25 protein-coding genes and 1 riboswitch are annotated in these 25406 nt (G+C 58.8%); of the genes, 12 read left to right on the plus strand and 13 right to left on the minus strand.

The window, feature by feature from the left end:
- Nucleotides 1-4 precede the first annotated feature (4 nt).
- From BN3544_RS04225 to BN3544_RS04235, 3 genes are all read right to left on the minus strand, one after another.
- Nucleotides 5-820 (minus strand): sulfite exporter TauE/SafE family protein, encoded by an 816-nt coding sequence (locus tag BN3544_RS04225; RefSeq protein ID WP_019428934.1) that lies wholly within the window; start codon nucleotides 818-820, stop codon nucleotides 5-7.
- 250 nt (nucleotides 821-1070) lie between these two features.
- Complete coding sequence (locus BN3544_RS04230) at nucleotides 1071-1397, minus strand: cell division protein ZapA (protein WP_019428935.1); 327 nt, start codon at nucleotides 1395-1397, stop codon at nucleotides 1071-1073.
- Nucleotides 1394-1621, minus strand: coding sequence for a hypothetical protein (locus BN3544_RS04235; RefSeq protein ID WP_019428936.1), 228 nt, complete (start codon nucleotides 1619-1621; stop codon nucleotides 1394-1396). Before BN3544_RS04235 ends, BN3544_RS04230 begins: the two co-directional genes overlap by 4 nt.
- 71 nt (nucleotides 1622-1692) lie before the next feature.
- Nucleotides 1693-1940: riboswitch (cobalamin riboswitch) on the plus strand.
- Between the two features lie 67 nt (nucleotides 1941-2007).
- Between BN3544_RS04235 and BN3544_RS04240 the strand changes: the two genes are divergently transcribed.
- From BN3544_RS04240 to BN3544_RS04270, 7 genes are read left to right on the plus strand one after another with little or no spacing between them, the layout of a single operon-like run.
- Nucleotides 2008-3990, plus strand: coding sequence for a TonB-dependent receptor (locus tag BN3544_RS04240; RefSeq protein WP_081499344.1), 1983 nt, complete (start codon nucleotides 2008-2010; stop codon nucleotides 3988-3990).
- 3 nt (nucleotides 3991-3993) lie between these two features.
- Nucleotides 3994-4800, plus strand: coding sequence for an ABC transporter substrate-binding protein (locus BN3544_RS04245; protein WP_019428938.1), 807 nt, complete (start codon nucleotides 3994-3996; stop codon nucleotides 4798-4800).
- Nucleotides 4793-5692 carry an ABC transporter substrate-binding protein gene (locus tag BN3544_RS04250; RefSeq protein ID WP_019428939.1) on the plus strand — a complete coding sequence of 300 codons (900 nt, stop codon included), beginning with the start codon at nucleotides 4793-4795 and terminating at the stop codon, nucleotides 5690-5692. Before BN3544_RS04245 ends, BN3544_RS04250 begins: the two co-directional genes overlap by 8 nt.
- Nucleotides 5689-6702 carry a FecCD family ABC transporter permease gene (locus tag BN3544_RS04255; protein ID WP_019428940.1) on the plus strand — a complete coding sequence of 338 codons (1014 nt, stop codon included), beginning with the start codon at nucleotides 5689-5691 and terminating at the stop codon, nucleotides 6700-6702. The genes BN3544_RS04250 and BN3544_RS04255 overlap by 4 nt, the downstream gene beginning before the upstream one ends.
- The gene (locus BN3544_RS04260; RefSeq protein ID WP_019428941.1) at nucleotides 6699-7472 is read left to right on the plus strand and encodes an ABC transporter ATP-binding protein; all 774 of its coding nucleotides are present in this window, start codon (nucleotides 6699-6701) and stop codon (nucleotides 7470-7472) included. Before BN3544_RS04255 ends, BN3544_RS04260 begins: the two co-directional genes overlap by 4 nt.
- Nucleotides 7473-7485: 13 nt before the next feature.
- Nucleotides 7486-8967, plus strand: coding sequence for a cobyric acid synthase (locus tag BN3544_RS04265; RefSeq protein WP_019428942.1), 1482 nt, complete (start codon nucleotides 7486-7488; stop codon nucleotides 8965-8967).
- Between the two features lie 10 nt (nucleotides 8968-8977).
- On the plus strand, nucleotides 8978-9220 hold the full coding sequence (locus BN3544_RS04270; RefSeq protein WP_019428943.1) for a glutaredoxin family protein: 243 nt from the start codon (nucleotides 8978-8980) through the stop codon (nucleotides 9218-9220).
- Here BN3544_RS04270 and BN3544_RS04275 read toward each other — a convergent pair.
- From BN3544_RS04275 to nth, 5 genes are all read right to left on the minus strand, one after another.
- Complete coding sequence (locus BN3544_RS04275; protein WP_019428944.1) at nucleotides 9205-9837, minus strand: DUF2894 domain-containing protein; 633 nt, start codon at nucleotides 9835-9837, stop codon at nucleotides 9205-9207. The two genes, BN3544_RS04270 and BN3544_RS04275, sit on opposite strands and share 16 nt — an antisense overlap.
- A gap of 10 nt (nucleotides 9838-9847) precedes the next feature.
- Complete coding sequence (locus BN3544_RS04280) at nucleotides 9848-10507, minus strand: OmpA family protein (RefSeq protein ID WP_019428945.1); 660 nt, start codon at nucleotides 10505-10507, stop codon at nucleotides 9848-9850.
- Nucleotides 10507-12657 carry a DUF802 domain-containing protein gene (locus BN3544_RS04285; protein ID WP_019428946.1) on the minus strand — a complete coding sequence of 717 codons (2151 nt, stop codon included), beginning with the start codon at nucleotides 12655-12657 and terminating at the stop codon, nucleotides 10507-10509. Before BN3544_RS04285 ends, BN3544_RS04280 begins: the two co-directional genes overlap by 1 nt.
- Nucleotides 12654-13442: a DUF3348 family protein gene (locus BN3544_RS04290; protein ID WP_019428947.1), complete on the minus strand. Its 789-nt coding sequence runs from the start codon at nucleotides 13440-13442 to the stop codon at nucleotides 12654-12656. The genes BN3544_RS04285 and BN3544_RS04290 overlap by 4 nt, the downstream gene beginning before the upstream one ends.
- Nucleotides 13443-13769: 327 nt before the next feature.
- A complete protein-coding gene (gene nth / locus BN3544_RS04295; protein ID WP_019428948.1) occupies nucleotides 13770-14402 on the minus strand; it encodes an endonuclease III in 633 nt (210 codons plus the stop codon).
- Between the two features lie 54 nt (nucleotides 14403-14456).
- On the opposite strand from nth, the gene BN3544_RS04300 reads away from it, so the two are divergent.
- Genes BN3544_RS04300 through BN3544_RS04310 form a run of 3 tightly spaced genes read left to right on the plus strand, consistent with a single transcriptional unit; the run spans nucleotide 14457 to nucleotide 16710 of the window.
- Entirely contained in the window at nucleotides 14457-15653 is a 1197-nt protein-coding gene (locus BN3544_RS04300; RefSeq protein ID WP_019428949.1) for an aminotransferase-like domain-containing protein, read from the plus strand.
- 24 nt (nucleotides 15654-15677) lie between these two features.
- Nucleotides 15678-16490 (plus strand): alpha/beta fold hydrolase, encoded by an 813-nt coding sequence (locus BN3544_RS04305; RefSeq protein ID WP_019428950.1) that lies wholly within the window; start codon nucleotides 15678-15680, stop codon nucleotides 16488-16490.
- 10 nt (nucleotides 16491-16500) lie between these two features.
- Nucleotides 16501-16710 carry a DUF3820 family protein gene (locus BN3544_RS04310; protein WP_019428951.1) on the plus strand — a complete coding sequence of 70 codons (210 nt, stop codon included), beginning with the start codon at nucleotides 16501-16503 and terminating at the stop codon, nucleotides 16708-16710.
- Nucleotides 16711-16799: 89 nt separating this feature from the next.
- Here the strand turns inward: BN3544_RS04310 and serB are convergent, their stop codons facing one another.
- Entirely contained in the window at nucleotides 16800-17516 is a 717-nt protein-coding gene (gene serB / locus BN3544_RS04315; protein ID WP_019428952.1) for a phosphoserine phosphatase SerB, read from the minus strand.
- A 31-nt stretch (nucleotides 17517-17547) separates the two neighbouring features.
- Complete coding sequence (mfd, locus tag BN3544_RS04320) at nucleotides 17548-21042, minus strand: transcription-repair coupling factor (RefSeq protein WP_026036466.1); 3495 nt, start codon at nucleotides 21040-21042, stop codon at nucleotides 17548-17550.
- Between the two features lie 175 nt (nucleotides 21043-21217).
- Here mfd and ispD point away from each other — a divergent pair, with 175 nt between their 5' ends.
- Both ispD and ispF read left to right on the plus strand, forming a co-directional pair.
- Nucleotides 21218-21940: a 2-C-methyl-D-erythritol 4-phosphate cytidylyltransferase gene (ispD, locus tag BN3544_RS04325; protein ID WP_019428954.1), complete on the plus strand. Its 723-nt coding sequence runs from the start codon at nucleotides 21218-21220 to the stop codon at nucleotides 21938-21940.
- A complete protein-coding gene (gene ispF, locus BN3544_RS04330) occupies nucleotides 21937-22416 on the plus strand; it encodes a 2-C-methyl-D-erythritol 2,4-cyclodiphosphate synthase (RefSeq protein WP_019428955.1) in 480 nt (159 codons plus the stop codon). The genes ispD and ispF overlap by 4 nt, the downstream gene beginning before the upstream one ends.
- Before the next feature lie 22 nt (nucleotides 22417-22438).
- Here ispF and BN3544_RS04335 read toward each other — a convergent pair whose 3' ends face one another.
- From BN3544_RS04335 to BN3544_RS04345, 3 genes are read right to left on the minus strand one after another with little or no spacing between them, the layout of a single operon-like run.
- Complete coding sequence (locus BN3544_RS04335; protein WP_019428956.1) at nucleotides 22439-23824, minus strand: ATP-binding protein; 1386 nt, start codon at nucleotides 23822-23824, stop codon at nucleotides 22439-22441.
- Nucleotides 23821-24552 carry an osmolarity response regulator transcription factor OmpR gene (ompR, locus tag BN3544_RS04340; RefSeq protein ID WP_019428957.1) on the minus strand — a complete coding sequence of 244 codons (732 nt, stop codon included), beginning with the start codon at nucleotides 24550-24552 and terminating at the stop codon, nucleotides 23821-23823. Before ompR ends, BN3544_RS04335 begins: the two co-directional genes overlap by 4 nt.
- Before the next feature lie 4 nt (nucleotides 24553-24556).
- The gene (locus BN3544_RS04345) at nucleotides 24557-25327 is read right to left on the minus strand and encodes a 3-hydroxybutyrate dehydrogenase (protein WP_026036467.1); all 771 of its coding nucleotides are present in this window, start codon (nucleotides 25325-25327) and stop codon (nucleotides 24557-24559) included.
- Nucleotides 25328-25406 lie beyond the last annotated feature (79 nt).

Raw genomic sequence — 25406 nt, forward strand, 5'->3', positions numbered from 1 at the left:
GATATCAGGCTGACAGACCCTTGTAGAGCATGTAAGCGGCCAGCACGTACAACACGCTGGCAAACACGCGCTTGAGTTGTTTCACGGGCAGTTTGTGGGCCGTGGCCGCACCCAGAGGGGCCATGAGCACGCTGCAAACGGCAATCACCACCAACGCAGGCAGCCACAGGTAACCAAAGCTGTAATCGGGCAGGTTCTGGACGTTCTGGCCACTCACGATGTACCCCATCACATTGGCCAACGCAATCGGAAAACCCAAGGCCGCACTGGTGGCCACGGCGTTGTGAATGGCCACGTTGCACCAAGTCATGAAAGGCACGCTGATGAAACCGCCACCAGCACCCACCAGGCCAGACAGCAGACCGATCAGACCGCCGGCGCCCAGCAAACCCCTGAAACCCGGCACTTGGCGCGCTGGCGCGGGCTTTTTATCCAGAAACATTTGCGTGGCCGAAAAGCCCACAAACAGTGCAAAAAACAAGGCCAGGTAAGTGCCTTTGGCAAACGCAAAAATACCCAAACTGCCGATCAAGCTGCCGATCACGATGCCCGGCGCCAATCCTTTGACCAGATCCCAGCGCACGGCTTTTTTCTTATGGTGAGCCCGCACGCTCGACACAGAGGTGAAGATGATGGTGGCCATAGAGGTGGCAATCGCCATCTTGACCGCCAGATCAGGTCCAACGCCGCGCGAACCCAGGAAATAAGTCAGGAACGGCACCATGATCATGCCGCCGCCAATGCCCAAAAGCCCTGCCAAAAAACCGGTGCAAAGGCCAAGAACAGCCAATTCGGCCAACAGCAGAGGTTCGATGATCATGGTATCGGGGGGGTAATGGAAGTAGAAGGTGTCTGCGAATGCCACCGGGCCGGCATCCTGAACCGGGGTTCAGGTGGGCGAGGGCAGATTGGCGTTGGGTTCATCTGACGCGAGATGATCACGCTCACCAAACAATGTACCAAGCCCGGGCTCTATGAGCATTGGTTCAAGGAAATATAAAGCCCGGCATGCACCGCAGACAGCGCGATTGTAGGTCTTTATTTAAACCCGCAAGCGGATCAAGTCTGTCTCAAATCAACTGCCCGTCTTGTTCCAGAACCTGATCCAGACGCTTGAGCAATTGAGCCAAGCGTTGCTGGGATTCTTGAGGAATATCCGAAACGGTTGAGGCTGAAACTGATGCGCTGGGCGCGGGTTCAGGCGACTCAAAAGCCAGATTTAAAGCAGCCAAAACGGCAATCCTGTCGCGCGCCTTGATCTTGCCCGCATCGCGAATCTTGCACATGGCCACGTCCACTTTGCTGACCGCTGAAAGCAAGCGATCTTCGCCTCCTTCGGGGCAACCCAAAATGTAGCTTTGGCCCATGATCTGGACATCTAATTGTTTGTTGCTCATGCTGAAGCCTCAGGAGATGCAGGGGCAGATGTGGGCAAGCGCTCGATCAAGGCATCCACCCGAGCTCGGGCAGCAGCCAAACGGGACTTGAGTTGGTCGCGCTCCAAGGTCAGTACTTGGACTTGCTGAGCCAGCAAAACGTTGGTGCGGTGAAGCTCTTCGTGGCGCAGCAACAAATGATCCACACGCTCGGCAATTTGATCAATGGTGTCGGAATGGGCCATGGCAGACAAAGAAAAAGTGTTCTCACATTGTAGTGGGTGGGGCCGTTTGTAGGCTGGCCGACAGGTTCCAACTTAAAATAGCTGCTGTTGGTGCTCGCGATGCCAGTTCATGGCACGCAGTTCAACGGGAAGCAGGAGGGACAGGCCACCACGGCCCACCTAACCTGCGCTGCCCCCGCAACGGTAAGCAGACGGGTTTTCAGTCAAACGAAAACCCAGCTTTCATCTCAAACCACTGGTCGCCCTGAAACAGGCAGCCGGGAAGGTGATGAAGGTCGCTCTGTCAGCCCGGATACCGGCCAACAAGGTGACCTGTCGCAAGACTGGTTGTATAGCCCATGCACTGTCGGGGAAGGCGGTGAGGGCGTTTGACTTGTTAGTTTCTTATGAAAAATTCATCCCTTTTGATGGCAGGTGTCCTTACGCTGGCTGTTTCATCCCATGCTCAATCAATTGACTCAACTGGATTGCAGCCTCATGAGCTGACAGATCCCATTGTGATTTCAGCCTCTCGCGTGCCGCAGCCTCGTTCTGCCGGATCTGTGGTGGTTGATGTCATCTCTCGCCAACAAATTGAACAATCGGGTGCGTCCAACGTCGTTGAGTTCTTAGACTCCGTCCCGGGGCTGTCTGTGAATCGGTTGTACGGCCGGCTGGGCATTGATGCGTCAGTGGACGTGGGCTACATGGGGGAGGCCGGCTCTCAAAACGTGCTCATCCTTGTGGATGGTCAGCGTGTCAACAGCTTGGATTCCTCTGGCGTTCGGTTTGCACAGGTTCCGATGAGCAGCATAGAGCGAATCGAAATTCGCAAGGCAGGTGGCGGTGCACTTTATGGGGAACGTGCGCAGGGTGGCGTGATCAACATCATTACACGTGCTGATGCCACCAAAGAAGTGAACCTCGCTTTGGGGAGCTTTGGCTATCGAAAGGCCGACGGATACCTGGGCTTCAAGACGGACGACTTCAGTGGCGGTCTTTCCTTGATGAGTGCGCACTCGGACGGTCATCGCCAACACAGCGACTCCCGCCAGGAAAGCGCACAGTTTCGTATTTCTCACACATCGGCGCTGGGCAAAGTGTCCGTGATTGCCCGAGGTTTTGAGGAGACTGCGAACTTGCCGGGATCTTTAACCCGCGATGAATACGCAGTAGATCCGAAAAAAGCCAGCTCATCTTATGCGCCGCATACACACCGGACAGGCAATTCCCTGGGCATCAAATACGACCGTGCTATTGGCGCTGATGATTTGTTGACTATTGACGTGCTGCAGCAAACATCGAAAGATGAAAGCTATGGTACGTATTACTACAATGTGGGGGGCACGCAATTTGGCGACTACTCTGCAAGCACCATCACCAATAAACGTATTTCCGTGAACCCGGAATACAGGATGAAGTTGGGTGTTGCTCAATTTGTATTCGGAGGGGAGTTTTCATCCGCTGATGCCAATACAGATTCGGGCAAACAGGTTCACCGTTCGAGCGAGTCTGCCTATGTTCAAGCTATGCGGCCCATGGGGTATGGCATCACGCTGGATGGCGGCGCACGCACACAGCGCGTGCACAGCGATTTCCAAAAATCAACAACAGAGGCACAAACGAGTTCAAGTGACCAGAAAAATTCCGTCTCTGCTGGCTTGAAGGCGCAACTTTCGGAGGCAACTTCTGTGAGAGTGGGAGCCCTGACCGGGTTCCGGTTTGCCAATGCAGACGAGTTGTACTTGTTTGACAGAAACACGTTTGCCATGCTCGAAATCAATCCGAATCTGCACCCAATGACCACCCGTGAGTATTTCTTGCAAGCAGAGCAGAAATATTCAAATGGAAAGGTGGAGGCACATTACCGCAACATCAAAGCTCAGGATGAAATTGGGTACCAAGCAATTTGTGGATCGGTTGGTACAACGTTGGCTTCATGCAATGCCAATTTGTACGACACAACCCGGTCTATTTTTTCTCTTGCGTCTGAATGGTTGTTGACACCCAGTCTTTCGGTTAAAGCTTCGGTTGACTTCATCAACGCAAAAATTGCAACAGGTAGCAATGCAGGCAATCGGCTGCCAATGACACCCAAAGAAGTTATTCGCATCACCGCAGAGCAGCGCTTCCAGGATTTTTCCTTGATGGCTTCGTCGCATTACCGCGGCAACTTGATCCAAGCGAGCGATCAAAGCTTCTCCAATCCGTTGATTCCTTCGCGAAATCTGATTGATTTGGGTGCAAAAACTCAATTGAGCAAAACCATCTCGATGTCCGCTTGGATTCGGAACCTGACCAATAAGAATTACTACGACTACGCAAGTGGGAATGGTATTTATCCTGCTGATGTGCGTGGTTTTTACCTGAACATCAAGGCCAGTCTGTAATCCATGCCGCATGCTCTTACCCCCCAACGCATCGTCTGTCTCACCGAAGAGACAACGGAGTGGCTTTACCTGTTGGGGCAGGAGGAGCGCATTGTGGGCATCTCGGGCTATACGGTGCGTCCACGTCGGGCGCGCGATGAAAAGCCCAAAGTCAGTGCATTCTTGAGCGCCAAAATTGACAAAATCTTGGCGCTCAAGCCCGATTGCGTGTTTGGGTTTTCGGATTTGCAGGCCGACATCGCGGCCTTGTTGATCCGTGCGGGTGTGCAGGTCACCATCTTTAACCAGCGCAGCGTGGACGAGATTTTTTCGATGTTGTACCAAGTGGCCGCGATGGTGGGGCAGGCTGAGCAAGGCTTGCATCGTTTGCAGCAAATGCGCGCGCAGTTAGAAGCCATTCAACAAACAGCGGCTACCTTCAAGCGTCGGCCCAAGGTGTATTTCGAAGAATGGGACGAGCCTCACATCAGCTGCATCCGTTGGGTGTCTGAACTGATCGGCATTGCGGGTGGCGACGATTGTTTTCCTGAATTGGCGCAAATGCCCATGGGCAAGGACCGCATCATTGCCAGTGGCCAAACCATTGTGGACCGTGCGCCCGACATCATCATCGGCTCCTTGTGCGGCAAAAAGTTTCGTCCTGAAAAGGCTGCCTTGCGTGAAGGTTGGCAAGATGTACCAGCGGTTCGCAACCGGCAAATTTTTGAAATCAAATCTGCCGATATCTTGCAGCCCGGCCCTGCGGCCTTGACCGACGGTGTGGCGCAGCTGCATCGCATCATTCAGCAGTGGGAAGCTGCTCATGCTTAAACGGATCCTCGCGTTGTGCGCTTTGTGGCTCATCGTCAGCGTAGCTCAAGCTGTTGTTTTGCGCGATGACCGTCAAGTGGACGTGACCCTTGCCAAACCACCGCAACGCATCGTGAGCTTGTTGCCTTCACTCACCGAAACCGTGTGTGCTTTGGGGCAGTGTCAAAAGCTGGTGGGTGTGGACCGTTATTCCAACTGGCCCGAAGGCATTGCCAAGTTGCCGCGCATGGGTGGCGGTATTGACCCGAACATCGAAAGTGTGATCGCCGCCAAACCCGATTTGGTGTTGATGGCCACCTCGGCTCGGGGGGCAGAGCGTTTTGCTTCCCTAGGCTTGACCGTGCTGGCACTTGAGCCCCGTTCACATGCCGATGTGCAGCGCGTCATGCGCATCGTGGCTCAGGCTTTGGATGTGCCCGTGCCTGAAAGTGATCGTGTGTGGCGTCACATTGAAGCGGCGGTGGACGCGGCTGCGCAATCCATTCCTGCACAGGCCAAAGGTCAACGCGTGTACTTTGAAGTCAGCCGTGCGCCTTATGGAGCAAGTGAGTCCTCGTTCATCGGTGAGACATTGCAGCGCTTGAGTGCACGCAACATCTTGCCGGCATCGCTTGGGCCATTTCCAAAAATCAACCCAGAATTTGTGGTGCGTGCACAGCCCGACATCATCATGGTGGGCGACAGTAACTTTGCTGACATGACGACGCGCCCCGGCTGGCAAAACATGCGAGCCATTCGCACACAGCGTGTCTGTCATTTCAGGCCAGAGGAATCTGATGTACTGGTGCGCGCAGGACCGCGCATGGCCGAGGCCGCACGCTTGATGGCGAAATGCTTGACTGACAAAGCGGAAACGAGCAAGGCCAATGACCAACCGAAAGGCCGTCCATGACAACGCATGGTGCGCCTTGGTCGCCCGCGTGGGTGGCACTGAGCCTGCTGGTGTTGTGCTTGCTCGGGATCGCGCTGGGCAGTGCTGTGGGCAGCACTGGGTTTGAAAGTTGGCTCACGGCCATGCAAGATGAAACCGCTTGGCAAATCGTGTGGGACATACGCTTGCCTCGCAGCTTGGGAGCTTGTGCGGCGGGAGCACTGCTGGGGCTCGCAGGCGCGTTAGCGCAAGGCTTGTTTCGCAACCCATTGGCAGACCCCTATTTGCTGGGCAGTGCGTCTGGAGCATCTTTGGGTGTGGCCGTGGCATTGGCGCTGTTTGGCGGCAACCCGTTTGCGACCGAATTTTTGACTCGCTTGGGTTTAACAGGTGCAGCATTCGTGGGGGCCGTGTTGGCGGTGTTGCTCACATTGTTCTTGGCGCGTGGTGTGCAACATACCTTGCGTTTGTTGTTGGCGGGCGTGATCGTGGGTGTGGTGCTGGGCGCGTTGGCTTCGCTCATTGCCCTCATGCGCCCTGATGTGTTGCAGGGGATGCAGGGCTTTTTGTTGGGCTCTACCAGCTTCATTGGGTGGAACGCATGTGTGTTGATGTTGCTTGTGTTGCTGTTGTGCCTGGCCGTGGCCTTTGCACTGAGCCGCGCGCTCGATGCTTTGAGTTTGGGTGAGTCCACCGCTTTGAGTTTGGGGTTGCCTCTTGCGCCTGTCCGAGTGGTGCTGGTCTGCGTGTTGGCTTTGGCCACCGGCACAGCGGTGGCACAAACGGGGTTGGTCGCATTTGTCGGTTTGGCCGCCCCGCACTTGGTGCGTTCTTTGTTGAAGGCCCAACACAACTGGATGGTGTTGTTGTCCGCCTTGATGGGCGGCTTTTTGTTGTTGGCCGCTGACTTACTGGCTCGCATGTGGCTATCGCCCCAAGAGGTGCCAGTGGGTGTACTCACCGCTGTTTTAGGCGGTGGTTATTTGTTGTGGCTGATGTACCGTAGCCAAACAATGAGGGGCTCGCGATGAATGCCCCATTGATGGCTTTGCGTTTGCGCGATGTGCATGTGTCTCTCGCAGGGCAAGAGGTGTTGCTTGGCATCGATATGTCGCTTGTGGCCGGGTGTTGGACCAGCATCGTTGGACCCAACGGTGCAGGCAAGTCCACCTTGCTCAAGGCGATGGCTGGTTTGCTGCCCCTGACAGGTCGCCTCTTTTTGTTTGACCAAGAGCTGGTGGCGATGCAACCTAAGCAGCGTGCACAGCAGCTTTCTTGGTTGGGCCAAAACGAATCTGCGTCTGAGGATCTTCGCGTGTGGGATGTGGTCATGCTGGGCCGCATACCTCATCAAGACTGGCTGGCGTCACCCAGTCCACAAGATCATGCCGTGGTGGAAACTGCATTGAAAGCCACTCAGGCTTGGGACTGGCGCGAGCGTGCCATGGGTCAGCTATCGGGCGGCGAGCGTCAACGCGTGCTGCTGGCCCGTGCCATGGCCGTGCAAGCGCAAGTCATGTTAATGGACGAACCACTCGCCAACCTGGACCCACCACACCAAGTGGATTGGCTGGAGCAGGTACGTTGCTTGACCGCGCAAAACACCACCGTCATCAGCGTGCTTCACGAAGTGGGCATGGCCTTGCATGCCGACAACATGGTGGTCATGCAAGCAGGTCGTGTGGTGCATCAAGGGGCCTGTGTAGATGCTGCAACGCACCGCGCCGTAGAGGCCGTGTTTGACAAGCGCATTGCCATTCATTCGCTGGATGGTCAATGGGTGGCCGTGCCCAAGCTCTAAAAAGGATTTCGCCATGACGGCCATGTGTGTGATGGTGCTGGGCACATCCAGTGGCGCTGGCAAAAGCTGGTTGTCCACGGCGCTGTGCCGCCATTACGCGCGCATGGGCCTGAAGGTTGCGCCCTTCAAAGCGCAGAACATGAGCAACAACGCCCGAGTGGTGGCCAGCGCAACCGGCTTGGGCGAAATCGGCAGTGCGCAATATTTTCAGGCACTGGCAGCCTGTGCCGAGCCCGATGTGCGCATGAACCCTTTGCTGCTCAAGCCCGAGGCAGACACACGCAGCCAGGTGGTGATGCTCGGCCAAGTCAGCCAAGCCTTGAGCGACACCCCTTGGCGTGAGCGCAGCGAGAAAGTCTGGCCTCAGATTGCCGCCGCGCTCGATGAGCTGATCGCCGAGAACGATGTGGTTGTGATCGAGGGGGCTGGTTCTCCAGCCGAGATCAACCTCATGGGCAGCGACATCGTCAACCTGCGGGTGGCACGCCATGCCAATGCCCAATGTTTGCTGGTGACCGACATCGACAAGGGTGGGGCGTTTGCCCACCTGTACGGCACTTGGGCACTGCTGAAGCCTGAAGACCAAAAACGCATCAAAGGCTTCGTGCTCAACAAATTCCGGGGCGACGCCACTTTGCTGGCTCCAGCGCCCGAGATGCTGCAAGCGCTGACTGGCGTGCCCACGGTGGCGGTATTGCCCATGTGGTGGCAACACGGCTTGCCGGAAGAAGATGGCATTTTTGATGACCGCAGTCGTGCCCACGGCGTCATTACCAAAACCGTGGCCGTGATTGCCTATCCGCGCATCAGCAATCTGGATGAGTTTCAGCCCCTCAAAAATGTGCCCGGCGTGCGCTTGCTCTGGGCACGCAGCCCGGCTGATCTGGCGGGTTTGCAAGCCAGTGACTGGATTGTGTTGCCCGGCAGCAAGCACACCAGCGCAGATCTTGCTTGGCTGCGCCAGCAAGGTCTCGATGGGGCCATTGCGCAGCACGTCAGTCAGGGCAGGGCAGTGCTGGGCATCTGCGGCGGTCTGCAGATGTTGGGCGAGGCACTGATCGACACCCACGGCATTGATGGCAACGCACCAGGACTCGGGCTGCTGCCACTGGTCACGCAATTTGCGCAAGACAAAACCGTGACACGCACACAAGCCCGCTTTGGCGCGTTAACCGGTGATTGGTCCGCGCTCAGCGGTCTGGACGTCAAGGGCTACGAAATCCACCATGGCCAAACACAAGGCCACAGTGCCATGCTGGCAGGTGGTGAGGTGTTGCACGAAGTCATGCCCGGACTGGCGTGGCAAAGCGGTAGCGGCCAGGTGATGGGCACCTATTTGCACGGCCTTTTTGAATGTCCGGCGGTTCTGCAAGCACTGTTTGGTGCGCAGGTGCCAACGTTGGAGACGGTGTTTGAGGGGCTTGCCGATTTCATCGAAATCCACATCAATCCATCTGTCTTGAGTCGGCTGATCGAAGCCCCGATGGATCGCTAAAATCGGGCCCATGCAACTCAAAATCGTCGTTTACTCCAAGTCCGCATGCCCACAATGCGAGTCCGCCAAGATGGTGCTCAAAACCAAGTCGCTCGATTTTGAAGAAATCAAGATCGACGTCGAGGCCGAGCGCATGGCTTTTTACGAAAAATGCGGTCCCTCGGTCCGCCAGATGCCTCAGATTTTCATCAATGACCAACGCGTGGGTGGCCTTGCTGGCTTGCAAGCCGCGTTGGGTCAGCTCGGTCGCTGAGGCGCGAAACGGCCTTTCGCCGTGGCCGCATCGGCCATTTTGGGTCTCGCCTTGGCCTGACCTGCCTGATCCAGACACAACAAGGTGTCCACATAGTTCATAAAACGGTTCAGGTAGTCCGGCGACACATCGCGCATGATGCCCAGTGAGCGCAGCACCAGCATGTGAGAGTTGATCGGCCCGGCGTTTTGGGGGGCTTGAGCAATGGCTTGCGAAACCTTCTTTTGCACACTGATCTGGCCCAGCTGCTTGCGAAATTGTCGAATGCGCGGGCTCTCTGTGCGCCAGTCACCTAGTTTGCGCGTGTTGGCGTCGGCCGTGGGCGGTTTCATGTCGTCCAGCAGGTCAGCCAAGGGCGAACGCGTGGATTTGACTTCTGTTGCCGTGCCATGTTCGGCTCCCCGTTGCGCTGCCTCAAACCTTGTTTTCAAGCCATCAATGGCGTGCGCCAGTTTGTCGCAAAGCAAGCCCTGTGCAGGACCTTTTTGTTGTCGCGCCCGTTCAGCCAACACACCGATGTAATGCCAAGCCACCCAATCAAAATGCGCGGCACCAGACGCCTGCATTGTGGCTTGCAGCTCATCCAGCGTGGTCAGGGTTGACGGGGCTTCGGTCATCTCGCGTAGCTCAGTTTGCCTTGATGTTGGCCTGCGCGGCATCGACGGTATTGGCAGCTTTAGGTACAGGTGCCATTTCAACGCGGCGGTTCTGGGCACGGGCTTTGTCACTGGTGTTGGCCACCAAGGGTTGTTCCTGGCCAAAAGCGGCGGCAAACAGCATGGCTGAGGGCATGCCTTCCTCGATCAAGGTGCGTGTCACCTTCAGTGCGCGTTGGGCCGACAGTTCCCAGTTGTCTTCAAACTGGCGGTTTCGGTTGCCGACCGCCTTGTCGTCGGTGAAGCCACTGACCATGAGTATTTCGTCACGAGACTGCAGATAGCTGCGCAGCGGACCCACCAGGCTTTTGAGCAACTTTCGGCCCTCGGGTTCGAGCTTGTCCGAGTTCAACTCAAACAGCAATTTGCCGCTGATGCCGATGCGGCCGTTGTTCAGGGTGATGCGGCCGCTGGCCAATGGAATCGCCAGCGCTTGTTCCAGTGAAATGCGTTTTTGCTCTTCCACTTGGCGTTTCTGCACCTCGTCTTCGAGCTTGGAGGCCATCTCAAGTTGCGTGGCCATCACGCCCACCAGCAACAGCACAAAGGCACCCAACAGACCCGTCATCAGGTCGGCAAATGAGATCCAGGTGGGAGCGGTCGAATCGACGTCTGCGTCGTATTCCTGCATCAAGCGGCTCCTTCGGCCTGGCGCTGTTGCAGGGCTTCGAGCACGTCTTTCTGGCTGCCAATGCTCAGGTCAATCATTTCGCGGGCCTGTGCCACGTAATAGGCCAGTTGTTCGTCGCTGCGCGTCATTGACTTGTCAATGGCTTGTTCGATGCGCTGCAGGTTGTTCATGAGCTTTTCATTGGTCTCACTGAACGCCCGCACTGCAAAGCCGAAGGTCTCACCCAGGCTAGCCACATCGACCGCACCGGCCGTGACCTGCGCTGCAATACCGCTCAGTTTGTCGGTTTCGGCGGCCACATGTTCGTGGAACTGGCCACTGGTCTGGGCCAACGATGCTTTGCTGGAAACGAGCAATGCGTCAATGACACCGCGCTGTTCGGTGGATGCGTGGTTGATCGCGTCCAGCAAGGTGCTGAGTGTGCCCAGGATGCGGGTGCGCTCTTCGAGCAGTGCGTTGTCTCGCGCCACACTGACCGAGATTTCCTGGCGCAGTTGGCCAATGACCTCGGCAGCGGCCTTGGGCGCTTCGGAGGCGGTTTCGATCAAACGAGTGATCGGGTCTTCCAGCGCCGTTCCCAGTGTGGTCAGGTGGCTGGTCACGGCGCTTTGCAGTTCGGCCAGACGGGCCACAGCGGCTTCGCCCCGCAGCGCTTCTTGCTCGCGCAGGGCCGACAGTTCTTGGCGCAACACAGCGGCCAGTTCTTCGGCGCGTTGTTGATGTTGCCCAGCCCATTGCGCCTCAGAGGCAATGCGCTCTTGCATCAGCGCTTCGCTGCTGGCTACCAGTCGCGCCACTTCAGACAGGGTCTGTGTGGCCTGGGTTTGCGTGTGGGCGGTGATGTCCTTCGCCGTGCGGGTCAAGGTGTCGCAAATGGCTTGTTGCTGCGCCAGGGTTTGTGTGCCCGAGTCTTTCCATTGGCCGTGCAGTGCCGAGGCCATCTGCTCCAGTGCGGCTTGCCAGGCTTTGAGGCGCTGCTGGTCGACGCCACTTTGCTGGGCCAGTTGTTGCGCTTGAGTGGCGCTGACCTGTTCAACCAAGCCATGAGCGCTGCGCTCGAAATTTTGGCTGAAGGCGTCCAGGGTTTGGCCGACGCGCTCGGTCATGCGTGTGCTGGCCAGTTCGTGGCGGCTCAGCGTTTCGGCGCTGCTCTGTGCCAAGGCAGCGGCAGTGCTTGTCATTTGCAGGTTGAGCTCGCCCAGTTGCTGTTGCGTGTTGTGCAAAAGGCGCTCGTTCATGCTGTGGGCCTGCTCGGCCAGTTGCGTCATGGTTGATTGCACCACCGGGCGAATGCCATCGCTGGCCAATTGCATGCTTTGGCTCAGGCTGGTGCGCAGCGACTGGTCTACCGATTGCGCAAGGCCCGAGTAGGTCGCTCGCACTTCTTGCTGGAAGCTTTGTTGGTTGTCCAGCAAACGATCTCCCAGTTGTTGGCTGGTTTGGGCCATTTGCGCCATCATGGCCTGCAGCTGCTGCACCACTTGGGGCAGCGCTTGCGATTGCTGCTGCAATGCCTTGAAGGTTTCTTGCCTTTGGTGCGTCAATGAAAAGCCACGCAGGCTGGTGGCGATGTGCGCGTCCAGCACTTGCGCCATTTGTGCGCGTTCTTTGCGCACCAAGCTGCTCATCAGGCCCAACATGGCGGAGGTCGCCACGCCCGCTACCGAGGTGCCAAAAGCCAGGCCCAAACCCTTGATGGGTTCAGAAAACGCTGCACGAATGCCCGCGATATTGGTGGAGCCCTCCAGTGCAAACACGGCCCCGTTGAGGGTCACGACCATCCCCAAAAAGGTGCCTAACATGCCCAGCATGACCAACAAACCCACCAAATAAGGAGTGAGGGCTGGGCCAGGCAGGCCGACACGGTCGCCCTCGACGCGCTGGCGCACCGCGTTTTGCAGGCCTGCGGGCAGGGTGATCAACCAGTCGTTCAGGTTTTGAAGGTCTTGCGGAATTTCTGCCAGTGCCCTGCCCAAGCTGTGGCTGGCGGTCCGGTATTGGCGCAACTCCATGGCCCCAAAAACATAGACACCCCCGATAAAAGCGGTCATGACCAACACCAGAAAGTGGCTGCTTGCCACAGCTGCGGCGACCCAGACGACGGCCAATGCGCCCAGTCCAAAGGCTGCTTCGAAGGAATATCGTTTCATTGTTCTTGTGGTGTTTCTTGGTTGAATGCTTCAAGCAGGCCGAGTGTGGGTTGCAATCGGGTGTCCAGCTCGGCCAGCAAAGCTGAGCGCATCGTCTGGCGCAGCGGCATGAGCCAAGCGTTGACACTTGACTGTGCGCTGGGTGCATCCTCTGAGCCCTCGGCCCGGAGTTCGGTTGCTTGCTTGAGATGTTGTTTGATGGCTTGCACAAAGCGCTTTTCGAGCAATTTGGGCACCTTGGCAAGCAGTGCCGCTTCGCGCTCACTGAGAATGCTTTCAAAAGCCGTGTCCAGCGTCGCCAATTGCTGCAAAGTGCCGGCACTTTTGCTCAGCTGTCCGCGCACTTGCGAGCGCAGTTTCTGAACAGTGCTTTCCATTTGCCGCTGGTGTGCGGCATAAAAGCGCCGGTAGGGCTCAAAAGCGGTTTTGATCTCGATGGATTCGTCCATTTCTGGCGATGGCATGTCTATTCGCGCAAGACCTGATCCTGGTGGTGCGCCTTGCATGATGGATTGCTCCAGCTGGGCCCGAACTTTGTCCACATGCTGACCCAAGGCCTCGGCGGTCATCATGGCCGCACGGCGCATGTGGGCTGGCTGTGGGTCTGGCCTGGATTCCGGGTTCAGCAAGCCGTGCAAGGCAATGGCTTGGCGAAAGTTCAGCCAATCGCCCAGCTTTTGTCCGACATCAACCCCTGCAGGGGTGGCATCTGTCAAGGCGTTTTCGGTCAGAAAACGCACCAGTCGGGAGCTGTTGAAGTGGGCACGCGGCAGGGCTCGCGTCATAGGTGAATGGGCTCGGATTCAAAAAGGCAGAGCGGCAGCGCTCTGGAGGTGACGGGCACCAGGCCAATGGCGAGGGGCAGCCGAATCAGCGAATTCTTAATTTTACCCGCCGAAGTCATGGACCCCCGATCGGGTCGGAGGTGACGGAGCATGAAGCATCGACCCCCGATCGGGTCGGGGGTGACGGAGCATGAAGCATCGACCCCCGATCGGGTCGGGGGTGACGGAGCATGAAGCATAGACCCACGATCGGGTCGGGGTTGACGAGGCTCGGTTTCACGCCAATCTGTCATACCCGGCTTGACCGGGTATCCATGAACCCTGCATTCAAGCCGTTTTCGGCTTGTAGTCGCAAAAAGCAGCCACCGCGCACTGCCCGCACTGCGGTTTGCGCGCCTGGCAGACATAGCGTCCATGCAGGATCAGCCAGTGGTGGGCGTCAACCAAATACTTGCCCGGAATGCGCTTGAGCAGCTTTTGCTCTACTTCGAAGGGCGTTTTGCCTGGGGCCAGGCCCGTGCGGTTGCCCAAGCGGAAAATATGGGTGTCCACCGCCATGGTGGGCTCGCCAAAGGCCGAATTCAGCACCACATTGGCAGTTTTGCGGCCTACACCCGGCAGGGCTTCGAGGGCTTCGCGCGTGCGGGGCACCTGCCCGCCATGCTTTTCAACCAAAATCCGGCAAGTTTCCAGCAGGTGTTTGGCCTTGCTGTGAAAAAGGCCAATGGTCTTGATGTAACTCTCCAGGACTTCCAGACCCAGGTCCAAGATTTTTTGCGGCGTGCCCGCCACGGGAAACAATTTGCGCGTGGCCTTGTTCACGCCCACGTCAGTGGCCTGTGCCGACAGCAGCACGGCGGTCAACAGCTCGAACACGCTGGTGTATTCCAGCTCGGTCACGGGCATCGGATTGGCCGCTTGCAAGGTGGCAAAAAAAGAGTCAATTTGAGCGGGTTTCATGGGGCGTCCGGATGTTGGCAAAATGTCGGCCAAGTCAACACGAGAAGATACACCATGCCTTTGCAATTTGCCGATCGCCTGAACAACGTCGAAACCTCTGCCATCCGCGAGCTCTTCAAGCTCTTGGGCAAGCCCGGCATCATCAGCTTTGCAGGCGGATTCCCTGACAGCGCCATGTTTGATGTGGACGGCATCCGCGAGGCCAGCAACGCGGCTTTGACGCAAGACCCCGGCGCGGCGTTGCAATATGGCGCAACCGAAGGCTACGGTCCGCTTCGCGAGCAATTGGCCCACTTCATGGCCCAAAAGGGCGCTCAAGACGTGGCCCCGGATCAGTTGATCGTGACCACCGGCAGCCAGCAGGCGCTGGATTTGATCGGCAAAACCATGATCAGCCCCGGTGACAAGGTGATCGTGGAAGGCCCGACATTCCTCGCCACCATCCAGTGCTTTCGCCTCTATGGTGCAGAGCTGATCAGCGCCCCGGTGGACGGCCATGGCGTGAAAACCGACGAGCTGGAAAAGCTGATTGCCGAACACAAGCCGAAGTTTGTGTACCTGATCCCCACTTTCGGCAACCCCAGCGGAGCCTTGCTGAGTGCCCAACGTCGCCAGCAGGTTTTGCAAATGGCCGTGAAGCACCAAACCCTGATCGTCGAAGATGACCCCTATGGCGATTTGTACTTTGGCGAAGCGCCCCCGCCCAGCTTGTTGGCCCTGAGTGCGTCTGTGCCCGGCAGCCGCGAGCTGCTGGTGCATTGCGGCTCGCTGTCCAAGGTGCTGTCGCCCGGTTTGCGTGTCGGCTGGATGATCGCACCGCCTGAATTGCTGGCCCGCGCCACCATGTGCAAGCAGTTCAGCGACGCGCACACCAGCACCTTTGCCCAAGCCACTGCAGCGCAATATTTGCTGGCTGGCCGCATGCCCGTCACGCTCGACAAAGTGCGCGCTGTTTATGCAAAACGTGCTCAAACCATGGGCGATGCGCTGCGCCGTGAGCTGGGCGATGCGGTTGAGTTTGTGCAGCCCCAAGGCGGCCTGTTTGTCTGGGCACGCCTCACGGGAGCTGGCGGCAAGGTGAATGACGGCAACGTGTTTGCCAAACGCGCCATCGACAACGGCGTGGCCTTTGTGCCCGGCACACCGTTCTTCTGCGCGAACCCCGACCACGCCACCTTCCGCCTGAGCTTTGCCACCGTGGGCGAAGACAAGATTTTGGAAGGCGTCTCGCGTCTGGCCAAGGCGTTGTGATTTGACGGCCGCCATTTTTAAGCGATGACCACAGAACTGTCCCTGGATGTTGATGGCACCGAAGTCTTGCTGCAGGGGCAGGGGGATCAGCTCATTCTTATGCTGCATGGCTGGCCCGACACCCGTGCCTTGTGGGATGACACGGTGCTGGCCCTCAGGACTGACCATCTTTGTGCGCGGCTGACCTTGCCGGGCTTCACGCGTGGCCCCGTATCGGCCACGTCGCTCGACGAGATGAACCAATTTTTGCGCCGCGTGATCAACCGCATCAGCCCAGGCAAGCCCGTGACGCTGATGCTGCACGATTGGGGATGCGTGTTTGGCTATGAATTCGCCATCCGTCACCCCGAGCGCGTGGCGCGTGTGGTGGCTGTGGATGTGGGCGACCACAATTCGCCACGTTTGCAGCGCAGCTGGGCACTGCGTGAAAAGTTCGCGGTTTTCGCCTACCAGTACTGGCTCGCTGTGGCCTGGAAAATCGGCTGTTCCTTCAGCCCCGGCATGGGCAACCGCATGACCCGTGCCATGGCCCGGTGGTTGCGCTGCCCAACAGACCCGGCCAGCATCACCTACCGCATGAACTACCCCTACGCTATGCAGTGGTTCGGCACGGCCGGTGGTTTCAGGCGTGCCGCCCCGGTGCAGTTGCCCATGCCCATGCTGTATGTGTATGGGGCACGCAAACCCTTCATGTTCCATTCGCCCGAATGGCTGGAGAGGTTGGCCGCGCGTAAAGGCTGCGCCGTCGAAGGCCTCCCCTGCGGTCATTGGGTCATGGTGTCAGAGCCCGAGGCGTTTCAGGCCCGCGTGCGCCAATGGCTAGGCGGCCAAGGATGAGGTGTTCAGCATGAAACCCGAAGACTTGGAGAAGCTGGTCACCCTGCCCATGCCCTTTGGCAAGCACAAGGGCACCCTGATCGCCGATTTGCCCGGCAACTACCTGAATTGGTTTGCGCGAGAGGGTTTCCCAAAAAGTGAGGTCGGACAGCTGCTGCGCTTGATGCAAGAGATCGACCACAACGGCCTGAGCGACCTGCTCAAACCACTGCGCCGCTGAGGCCCCTAGTCGGAGCGGCGCCCTTGCCGATCTGTGCCCCGCAGACCCCAAGTCGTCGCCCAGAGAGCGTGGCGCCCACAATCAAACAGTCAGGGTTTAACGACTTCCAGCAGGCGGTCCAGTCCGCCTTCTTGAATGGCCACCATGGCCTGCTCACGCACCTTGGGTTTGGCGTGGTAGGCCACCGACAGACCTGCCGCACCCATCATGGGCAGGTCGTTGGCCCCGTCGCCCATGGCGATGCATTCATGCGGTGCGATGCCCAACAGCGAAGCAACTTCGAGCAAGGTGCGGCGTTTTTCTGCACCATCGCAAATGTCGCCCCAGCTTTGCATGACCAAGCCACCCGTGAGTTCGCCGCCCACGATCTCCAGTTGGTTGGAACGGGCGAAGTCGATGTTCAAGCGGTCTTTCACGCGGTCCGCAAAAAAGGTGAAGCCACCCGACACCAGCAGCACCTTCATGCCCACTTTTTGGCAAGCGGCGATCAAATGGGCCGCACCGGGGTTGATCTGCAGGCGCTCGTTGTACACGCGCTCCATGTCGGCCAGCGTCACGCCTTTGAGCAAGGCCAGGCGGCGGCGCAAGCTTTCTCTAAAGTCGCTGATCTCGCCGCGCATGGCCGCTTCGGTGATGGCGGCCACCTCGGCCTTGCGGCCCACGGCGTCGGCGATCTCGTCGATGCACTCGATGCTGATGAGCGTGGAGTCCATGTCAAACGCGATCAGCTTGAACTGGGACAAGGGCAGCGGGGCGGTGAAGCCTTGAATGGTGAGGCCGGGGGCGAATTCGGTGGCGGAGGTCATGGGTCAGGATTATCGAAGATCTTGTTGGGGCTCAGGCGGCGGCTGTTTCGGTCTTGGGCTGGCCCAAACTCCGCAGCACATCCCGCACCATCTGCGCCCGCGCCTTGGGGTCGGGCAATTCGCGTTCGATGCGGATTTTGTCGTTGCCCGCCAGCTTGATGTGTTTGTTCTTTTGGATCAAACCAATGATGGCCATGGGGTCTACAGGTGGGTTGGGCTTGAAGGTGATCTGGATGACACCCGGCGCGGCGTCGACCTTGATGACGCCATAGGGCTGGGTCAGCACGCGCAGGCGGTGCACGTCCACCAGCGTCTGCGCTTGCGGGGGCAGCTTGCCAAAGCGGTCCACCAGTTCTTCGAGCAGGGCGTCGATCTGGTCGTTGGTTTTGGCGGTGGCCAGCTTTTTGTAAAAGGACAGGCGCAGGTGAACGTCGCCACAGTAGTCGTTGGGCAGCAGGGCGGGGGCGTGCAGGTTGATGTCGGTGGTGGCGGTCAGTGGGTTGAGCAAATCGGGCTCTTTGCCTGCTTTGAGGCTGCGCACGGCTTCGGACAGCATTTCGTTGTAGAGCTGAAAACCCACTTCGAGCATGTTGCCGCTTTGATTTTCGCCCAACACCTCGCCCGCACCACGGATCTCCAGGTCGTGCATGGCCAGATAAAAGCCGCTGCCCAGTTCTTCCATCTGCTGGATCGCATCGAGCCGTTGGGCGGCTTGTTTGGTCAGGCCTTCGATCTCGGGCACCATCAAATAGGCATAGGCCTGGTGGTGTGATCTGCCCACGCGCCCGCGCAGTTGGTGCAGTTGGGCCAAGCCGAACTTGTCGGCGCGGCTGATGACGATGGTGTTGGCCGTGGGCACGTCGATGCCGGTCTCGATGATGGTCGAGCACAAAAGGATGTTGTAGCGCTGGGCCACAAAGTCGCGCATCACACGCTCCAGCTCGCGCTCGGGCATCTGGCCGTGGGCCACGGCGATGCGGGCTTCGGGCAGGATTTCTTCGAGCTTTTGCTTGCGGTTTTCGATGGTCTCGACTTCGTTGTGCAAAAAGTAGCACTGGCCGCCGCGCTTGAGTTCTCGCAGCACCGCCTCGCGGATCACGCCCGTGCCTTCGTTGCGCACAAAGGTTTTGATGGCCAAGCGGCGCTGCGGCGCGGTAGCAATCACGCTCAAATCGCGCAGACCTTCGAGGGCCATGCCCATCGTGCGGGGAATCGGGGTAGCCGTCAGCGTGAGCACATCGACCTCGGCCCGCAGGCCCTTCATGGCCTCTTTGTGGCGCACGCCAAAGCGGTGTTCCTCGTCGATGATGAGCAGGCCCAGGTCGTGGAACTTGGTGGATTCGCTCAGCAGCTTGTGCGTGCCGACCACGATGTCCACCGTGCCATCGGCAATGCCTTTGAGGGCTGCGGTGACTTCTTTGCCTGACCGAAAGCGCGAGACTTCGGCCACCTTGACGGGCCATTTGGCAAAGCGGTCTTTGAGGGTTTGGAAGTGCTGCTCGGCCAGCAGGGTGGTGGGTGCCAGCAGCGCGACTTGCTTGCCACCGGTCACGGCCACAAAGGCCGCACGCAGCGCCACTTCGGTTTTGCCAAAGCCCACATCGCCACAGACCAGGCGGTCCATCGGGCGGGGGCTGATCATGTCTTGGATCACGCAGTGGATGGCGGCCTTTTGGTCGGCGGTTTCTTCAAAGCCGAAATCGTTGGCAAAGGTTTCGTAGTCTTGCGGGCTGTAGCGGAAGGGGTGGCCTTCGCGGGCTGCGCGGCGGGCGTAGATGTTGAGCAGCTCGGCGGCCGCGTCGCGCACCTGTTCGGCGGCGCGGCGTTTGGCCTTTTCCCACTGGCCGCTGCCCAGCTTGTGCATCGGCGCTTCGTCGGCGCTCACGCCCGTGTAGCGGCCAATCAGCTGCAACTGGCTCACGGGCACATACAGCGTGGCCTTGTCGGCGTATTCAAGGTGCAAAAACTCTTGCAGGGCGGGCGTGCCGTCTTCGTTTTTCTGCCCCATGTCCATGTTGACCAGGCCCCGGTAGCGGCCAATGCCGTGCGCGCTGTGTACCACCGGGTCGCCCACGTTCAGCTCGCTCAGGTCTTTTATGAGCGCTTCAACGTCGCTGACCTGTTCCTGCTTTTTTCGGCGGCGCGTGGTCGGGCCTGCAGCAAATAGTTCGGTTTCTGTGACGAGGTCTGTGTTGTGCTCGAACCAATGAAAACCGCTGACCAGTGCGGCGGTGGCCATGCCGACTTTTTCGTCACTCGCCAAAAACTCTTGCAGGCTGTCAAAGACCGGCGGCGTGAGGCCACTGGAGCGCACAAAGTCGAGCAAGCTTTCGCGGCGGCCATCGCTTTCGGCCAGGATCAGCACCCGGCTGGCGCTGCTGCGGATGTGCGCTTGCAGGCGTGACAGCGGGTCTTCGGCACCACGCACCACGGTCAGCTCGGGCAGAGGCTGGGCCATGGTGTTGTCGGGCACGTCGGCTGTACCTGAGCGCAGCGCCAGTTGCGCGTGGCCGTTGGTCAGCGTGTAGAACTGCTCGGCGCTCAAAAACAGCGCATCCGGCGGCAGCACAGGCCGCTCGGGGTCACCCTGCACCAAGCGGTAGCGGTCGCGGGTGTCTTGCCAAAAGCGCTGAAAGGCCGGTTCAAGATCGCCGTGCAGCACCACCGTGGCGACATTCGCTTGACCCACGCCAAGGTAGTCAAACACCGTGGCTGTTTCTTCAAAGAACAGCGGCAGGTAGTACTCGATGCCCGCCGTGGCCACGCCATTGCCCATGTCTTTGTAGATGCGGCTTTTGGTCGGGTCCCCTTCGAGCAGCTCGCGCCAGCGGCTGCGAAAGCGGGCACGCGCCGCTTCGTCCATCGGGAACTCGCGCCCGGGCAGCAGGCGCACTTCGGGCACGGGGTAAAGGCTGCGCTGGCTGTCGGGGTCAAAGGTGCGGATGCTGTCGATCTCGTCGTCGAACAAATCCACCCGGTAAGGCACCAGCGAGCCCATGGGGAACAAATCAATCAGGCCGCCGCGCACCGCGTATTCGCCGGGGCTGACCACTTGACTGACATGCGAGTAGCCCGCCAGCGTGAGCTGGGCCTTGAGCTGGGCTTCGTCGAGCTTTTGCTTGACCTTGAACTCGAAGGTATAGCCCGCCAAAAAGGACGGCGGAGCCAGACGGTACAGCGCCGTGGTGGCGGGCACCAGCACCACGTCGGCACTCTCGGCGTGGTTGCGTTGCTTGATGCGCCAGAGCGTGGCCAGGCGCTCGCTGATCAGGTCCTGGTGAGGCGAGAAGGTGTCATAAGGCAGGGTTTCCCAGTCCGGAAACATCACACAGCGCAGGTCGGGTGCAAAAAACACCAACTCGTCCATCAGGCGCTGGGCATCAGCGGCATCGCTGGTGACGATGGCGGTCAGCTTGCCGGCCTTCTTCTCGCGCTCGGCCAGCTGAGCCAGCAGTACAGCGTCTGCCGATCCGACGGGGCGGGGCAGGGTGAATCGTTTGCCGATGGTGAGGCTGGGCAGTTGCATGGTGGCGATGGGCAATGGCGGAGAAAAAAGCAAAACACCCCCCGCCGGGATGGAGGGGGGTGGAAATAATCAGCAGACATCGTCATTGTAGAAGCGAGACCCGAGAGCCCCCTTGCTGGCCGTGGGCATGGGTGCAAGCTTCGGACGCCGAGGTGACCTCCTACAATTCAAGCCCATGTCCAAGACTTCTGCCTCCTGTTTCCATACTTTGGTGCCTTGTGCGGGCACGGGCAGCCGTGCCGGCACCGCAAGCCCTAAGCAATACCAAGATGTGGCGGGCCAACCCATGATCATGCACACGGTGCAGTCCTTGGCCCAGGTGCCGCAATTGACGAGTGGCTGGGTGATTTTGTCGCCGGTCGATGATTTCAGCTGGCCCGAGCTGGATTGGCCCAGCCATTTTCGGCGTGTGCCTTGTGGTGGTGCCAGTCGAGCCCAAAGTGTGTTCAATGGCTTGCAGGCCATGCGCCAAGCCGGGGTGCCCGACAGCGACTGGGTGTTGGTGCACGATGCGGCGCGTTGCCTGATCACGCCCGAGGCAGTGTCGCAACTCATCGAGGCCTGCCGGAATGACGCCGTGGGCGGTTTGTTGGCATTGCCGCTGCCCGACACTTTGAAGTCACACGCACTCGACGAGCAGGGCGCACGGGTGGCCAGCACAGTGCCTCGTGCCGACAAATGGTTGGCCCAAACGCCCCAGATGTTCCGTTTGGGCGCTTTGCACGAGGCTTTGGCCAGCGTGTCGGCCAGCGGTTTTGAAGGCATTACCGATGAGTCCAGCGCGATGGAGCGCCTTGGATTGTCTCCGCGCTTGGTGCCAGGTTCGGCCCAAAATTTGAAAGTCACTTACCCGGCAGATTTTGCGTTTGCCGAGGCAGTCCTGAAAGGCAAAGCATGAATATCCGCATTGGCGAAGGCTGGGACGTGCACGCCCTGGTGCCCGGTCGCAAGTTGATTTTGGGCGGCGTGGAGATTGCCCACACGGTGGGTTTGCTGGGCCATTCAGATGCCGATGTGCTGCTGCACGCCATCACCGACGCGGTGTTGGGGGCAGCGGGTTTGGGCGACATTGGGCGGCATTTTCCGGACACCGACGCGCAATTCAAAGGGGCAGACTCGTCTGTGCTGCTGGCAGAGGCCGTGCGCAGAGTCCGGGCCCAAGGCTGGGAACTGGTGAATGTGGACAGCACCATCGTGGCCCAGGCACCCAAGCTGGCCCCGCACATGACCGCCATCAACTCAGGGGTGGCCAAGGCCTTGGGCGTACAAGCCGATCAGGTGAATGTGAAGGCCAAAACGGCCGAGAAATTGGGGCCAGTGGGCATGGGCCAAAGCATGGAGGCGCGTGCGGTCGTGCTGCTGAAGAAGGTTTAAGCGGCCGAATGAATGAGGCGCTTCACGCCTCGCTTTGTGCCTGTCGGAATTTCATCAGCGCCATCAAACCACCCGCGCTGTTGTTGAACACCGAAAATGTGCCGCCCATGCGCTGCACCGAGCGCTCCACAATCGCCAGACCCAAGCCGGAGCCGGTGGCCGATGTTCTGGCGGCATCACCCCGAAAAAACGGTTGCGTCAGGTTTTTCAAGGTTTCTTCGGACACGCCGGGCCCTTGGTCGCGCACGCGCAACAAGACCCAACCTTCGTGCACCCGGGCCACGACCTCGACCCGTGTCACGCCGTCGCTGGGGCTTTGGCCATAGCGGCGGGCATTTTCCAACAGGTTAGAGAGCACACGCACCAACTCAACTTGCTCGGCTTTGACTTGCAGGTCTTCGGCCACATCCACATTGATTTCAAAACGCGGGTTGTTGCGCCAAGGCGCAATACTGCGGCTGATCACGCCAGACAACAGCACAGGCCCCAAGTCGGTGGGCTCGGGCCGTGCGTAGTCGAGAAATTTGTCGATGATGTCGTCAAGCTGGGCAATGTCCGCCGCCATCAAATCACGGGTTTCAAGGTCGGCAACGCTCAACTCGGTCTCTAGCCGCAAGCGGGCCAGGGGTGTGCGCAGATCGTGCGAAATGCCTGCCAACATCAAGGCTCTCTCTTGCTCGATCTTGGCCAAGCGCTCGGCCATCCGGTTGAAGCCGATGTTGACCTCGCGAATCTCGCTGGTGGCCGCATCTTCGTCCAGTGTCGAAGTGTTGAAATGCCCTTCGCGAACTTGGCTGGCGGCAAACGACAGGCGCTTGAGCGGGCGGTTGATCAGCCCGGCCATCATGGCGGCCCCGGCCAAAGAAAGCGCCAAAGTGACGCCCAACCAAGTCAACCAAGCTGAGCCCCCCAAGGGTTGCAGACGCTCAGGGTCCATTTGCAGCCAATAACTGTCCTGCTCGATCTTGAAGCCCACCCACAACCCGTATGTGTCGTTCACGCTGGAAGCGATCACGGTGCCAGGCCCCAGGCGTTTGACCATCTCCTCGACCAATCGGTTTTCCATGCCAGATGCCCCAAAGGGGACAATGCGGTCGCCGGGTTCGCGTGTTTGGATGCTGACGGATTCTTCATCGGCCAGCATTTTGAGCAAAGACACTCGGGCGATGGCGTCGGTGTGCATCAGCGCAGTTTTGGTCAAATTGACCACGGTGGCTATTTGGTGCGCATTGCGCAAAATGCGAGGTTCGTACTCTTGAGTGCGGAACATCTGCAGCCAAGCCAGGCTGCTGCAAAAGATCAACAAACCGAGCAAAAAGAAGGTACGCCAAAACAGGCTCAGCTTGAGCCTGCGAGCCGGTTTCTCGACTTCTTCGCTGTCGTTTGTGGCGTTATCAGGCGCGTTCACGGCTGCCCATCAGGGATAAATACATAGCCCACACCCCAGACGGTTTGGATGATTTTGGGGGTGGCAGGGTCGACCTCGATCATTTTTCTCAAGCGTGAGATTTGCACGTCCAGACTGCGGTCAAACGGCTCGAATTCACGGCCTCGCGCCAATTGCGCCAATTTGTCACGCGTCAGGGGTTGTTTGGGGTGTCTGGCCAAGGCCTTGAGCATGGCAAATTCGCCCGTGGTCAATGGCATGTCCTGCCCGTTTTTGGAAAATGCACGCGTTCCCAAATCGAGTGAAAACGCGCCGAACACGATGACTTCGTGGTCACCCGATGAGGGCGCGCCGGGTACTTCGCTTTGGGGTCTTCGCCGCAGGACCGCATGAATGCGGGCCAACAGTTCACGCGGATTGAAGGGTTTGCCCAGGTAATCGTCCGCACCGATTTCCAGGCCCGTGATGCGGTCCACATCTTCAACCTTGGCGGTCAACATGATGACGGGCGTTTTGACACCCGCAGCACGCAGGCGACGGCAAATACTCAAGCCATCTTCACCAGGCAGCATCAGATCGAGCACGATGAGGTTGATGGTTTCGCGTTGCAAGATGCGGTCCAGCGCACGGCCGTCTTCGGCCAGCAACACGTCAAAACCTTCTTGCGACAGAAAGCGGCGCAACAAGTCGCGAATGCGAGCGTCATCGTCAACGATGACGATTTTGTCCAAGCGTGGGGATGTGCTCATGGGTTTACTGAGCGGTCCAGCCGCCGTCCATGTTCCAGGCCGCGCCGCGCACGTTATTGCCTGCGGGTGAACAGAAGAACACAGCCAAGTCGCCCAGCTCTTCGGGGGTGGTGAACTGCATGGAAGGCTCTTTCTCTTGCAACAACACTTTTTTGGCTTCTTCGTTGGACAAGCCCATGGCTGCGGCCTTGGCGTCCACCTGTTTTTGCACCAGCGGCGTCAACACCCAGCCGGGGCAAATGGCGTTGCAGGTCACGCCCGTGGTGGCGTTCTCAAGGGCGGTGACTTTGGTCAGGCCGACCACGCCATGCTTGGCGGCAACATAAGCCGACTTTTCTGCCGAACCCACCAAGCCATGAATGGATGCCACGTTGATGATGCGGCCCCAGTTAGATGCTTTCATGGCGGGCAGTGCCAGACGTGTGGCATGAAATGCACTGGTCAGGTTGATCGCCATGATTGCGTCCCAGCGTTCAACCGGAAAGTCTTCAATCCTGGCCACATGCTGGATGCCCGCGTTGTTGACCAAAATGTCGACGCGCCCGAAGGTGTCAGCGGCAAACTTCATCATGGCTTCAATCTCGCTGGCTTTGCTCATGTCGGCACCGTGATAAGCCACTTTGACACCCAGTGCCGCAATCTCGGCTTTGGGGCCCTCAGAGTCGCCAAAGCCATTCAAAACGATGTTGGCGCCTTGACGCGCCAAGGACTTGGCGATGCCCAGTCCGATACCACTGGTTGAGCCGGTGACCAGCGCTGTTTTACCTTGCAACATGATTTCCACTCCAGAGATGAATTAGGATGTTCAAAAGTCCATTATGGCGCTGCAAAAGCTTGGTTTTTGCGGAGCAGCG

Source organism: Limnohabitans sp. Rim47, assembly GCF_001517545.1.
Taxonomy (GTDB): Bacteria; Pseudomonadota; Gammaproteobacteria; order Burkholderiales; family Burkholderiaceae_C; genus Limnohabitans_A.

Bases quoted from the DNA above. Each gene is read 5' to 3' on its own strand.
- BN3544_RS04225 (WP_019428934.1), bottom strand. From the start codon at position 820: ATGATCATCGAACCTCTGCTGTTGGCCGAATTGGCTGTTCTTGGCCTT.
- BN3544_RS04230 (WP_019428935.1), bottom strand. From the start codon at position 1,397: ATGAGCAACAAACAATTAGATGTCCAGATCATGGGCCAAAGCTACATT.
- BN3544_RS04235 (WP_019428936.1), bottom strand. From the start codon at position 1,621: ATGGCCCATTCCGACACCATTGATCAAATTGCCGAGCGTGTGGATCAT.
- BN3544_RS04240 (WP_081499344.1), top strand. From the start codon at position 2,008: ATGAAAAATTCATCCCTTTTGATGGCAGGTGTCCTTACGCTGGCTGTT.
- BN3544_RS04245 (WP_019428938.1), top strand. From the start codon at position 3,994: ATGCCGCATGCTCTTACCCCCCAACGCATCGTCTGTCTCACCGAAGAG.
- BN3544_RS04250 (WP_019428939.1), top strand. From the start codon at position 4,793: ATGCTTAAACGGATCCTCGCGTTGTGCGCTTTGTGGCTCATCGTCAGC.
- BN3544_RS04255 (WP_019428940.1), top strand. From the start codon at position 5,689: ATGACAACGCATGGTGCGCCTTGGTCGCCCGCGTGGGTGGCACTGAGC.
- BN3544_RS04260 (WP_019428941.1), top strand. From the start codon at position 6,699: ATGAATGCCCCATTGATGGCTTTGCGTTTGCGCGATGTGCATGTGTCT.
- BN3544_RS04265 (WP_019428942.1), top strand. From the start codon at position 7,486: ATGACGGCCATGTGTGTGATGGTGCTGGGCACATCCAGTGGCGCTGGC.
- BN3544_RS04270 (WP_019428943.1), top strand. From the start codon at position 8,978: ATGCAACTCAAAATCGTCGTTTACTCCAAGTCCGCATGCCCACAATGC.
- BN3544_RS04275 (WP_019428944.1), bottom strand. From the start codon at position 9,837: ATGACCGAAGCCCCGTCAACCCTGACCACGCTGGATGAGCTGCAAGCC.
- BN3544_RS04280 (WP_019428945.1), bottom strand. From the start codon at position 10,507: ATGCAGGAATACGACGCAGACGTCGATTCGACCGCTCCCACCTGGATC.
- BN3544_RS04285 (WP_019428946.1), bottom strand. From the start codon at position 12,657: ATGAAACGATATTCCTTCGAAGCAGCCTTTGGACTGGGCGCATTGGCC.
- BN3544_RS04290 (WP_019428947.1), bottom strand. From the start codon at position 13,442: ATGACGCGAGCCCTGCCGCGTGCCCACTTCAACAGCTCCCGACTGGTG.
- nth (WP_019428948.1), bottom strand. From the start codon at position 14,402: ATGAAACCCGCTCAAATTGACTCTTTTTTTGCCACCTTGCAAGCGGCC.
- BN3544_RS04300 (WP_019428949.1), top strand. From the start codon at position 14,457: ATGCCTTTGCAATTTGCCGATCGCCTGAACAACGTCGAAACCTCTGCC.
- BN3544_RS04305 (WP_019428950.1), top strand. From the start codon at position 15,678: ATGACCACAGAACTGTCCCTGGATGTTGATGGCACCGAAGTCTTGCTG.
- BN3544_RS04310 (WP_019428951.1), top strand. From the start codon at position 16,501: ATGAAACCCGAAGACTTGGAGAAGCTGGTCACCCTGCCCATGCCCTTT.
- serB (WP_019428952.1), bottom strand. From the start codon at position 17,516: ATGACCTCCGCCACCGAATTCGCCCCCGGCCTCACCATTCAAGGCTTC.
- mfd (WP_026036466.1), bottom strand. From the start codon at position 21,042: ATGCAACTGCCCAGCCTCACCATCGGCAAACGATTCACCCTGCCCCGC.
- ispD (WP_019428954.1), top strand. From the start codon at position 21,218: ATGTCCAAGACTTCTGCCTCCTGTTTCCATACTTTGGTGCCTTGTGCG.
- ispF (WP_019428955.1), top strand. From the start codon at position 21,937: ATGAATATCCGCATTGGCGAAGGCTGGGACGTGCACGCCCTGGTGCCC.
- ompR (WP_019428957.1), bottom strand. From the start codon at position 24,552: ATGAGCACATCCCCACGCTTGGACAAAATCGTCATCGTTGACGATGAC.
- BN3544_RS04345 (WP_026036467.1), bottom strand. From the start codon at position 25,327: ATGTTGCAAGGTAAAACAGCGCTGGTCACCGGCTCAACCAGTGGTATC.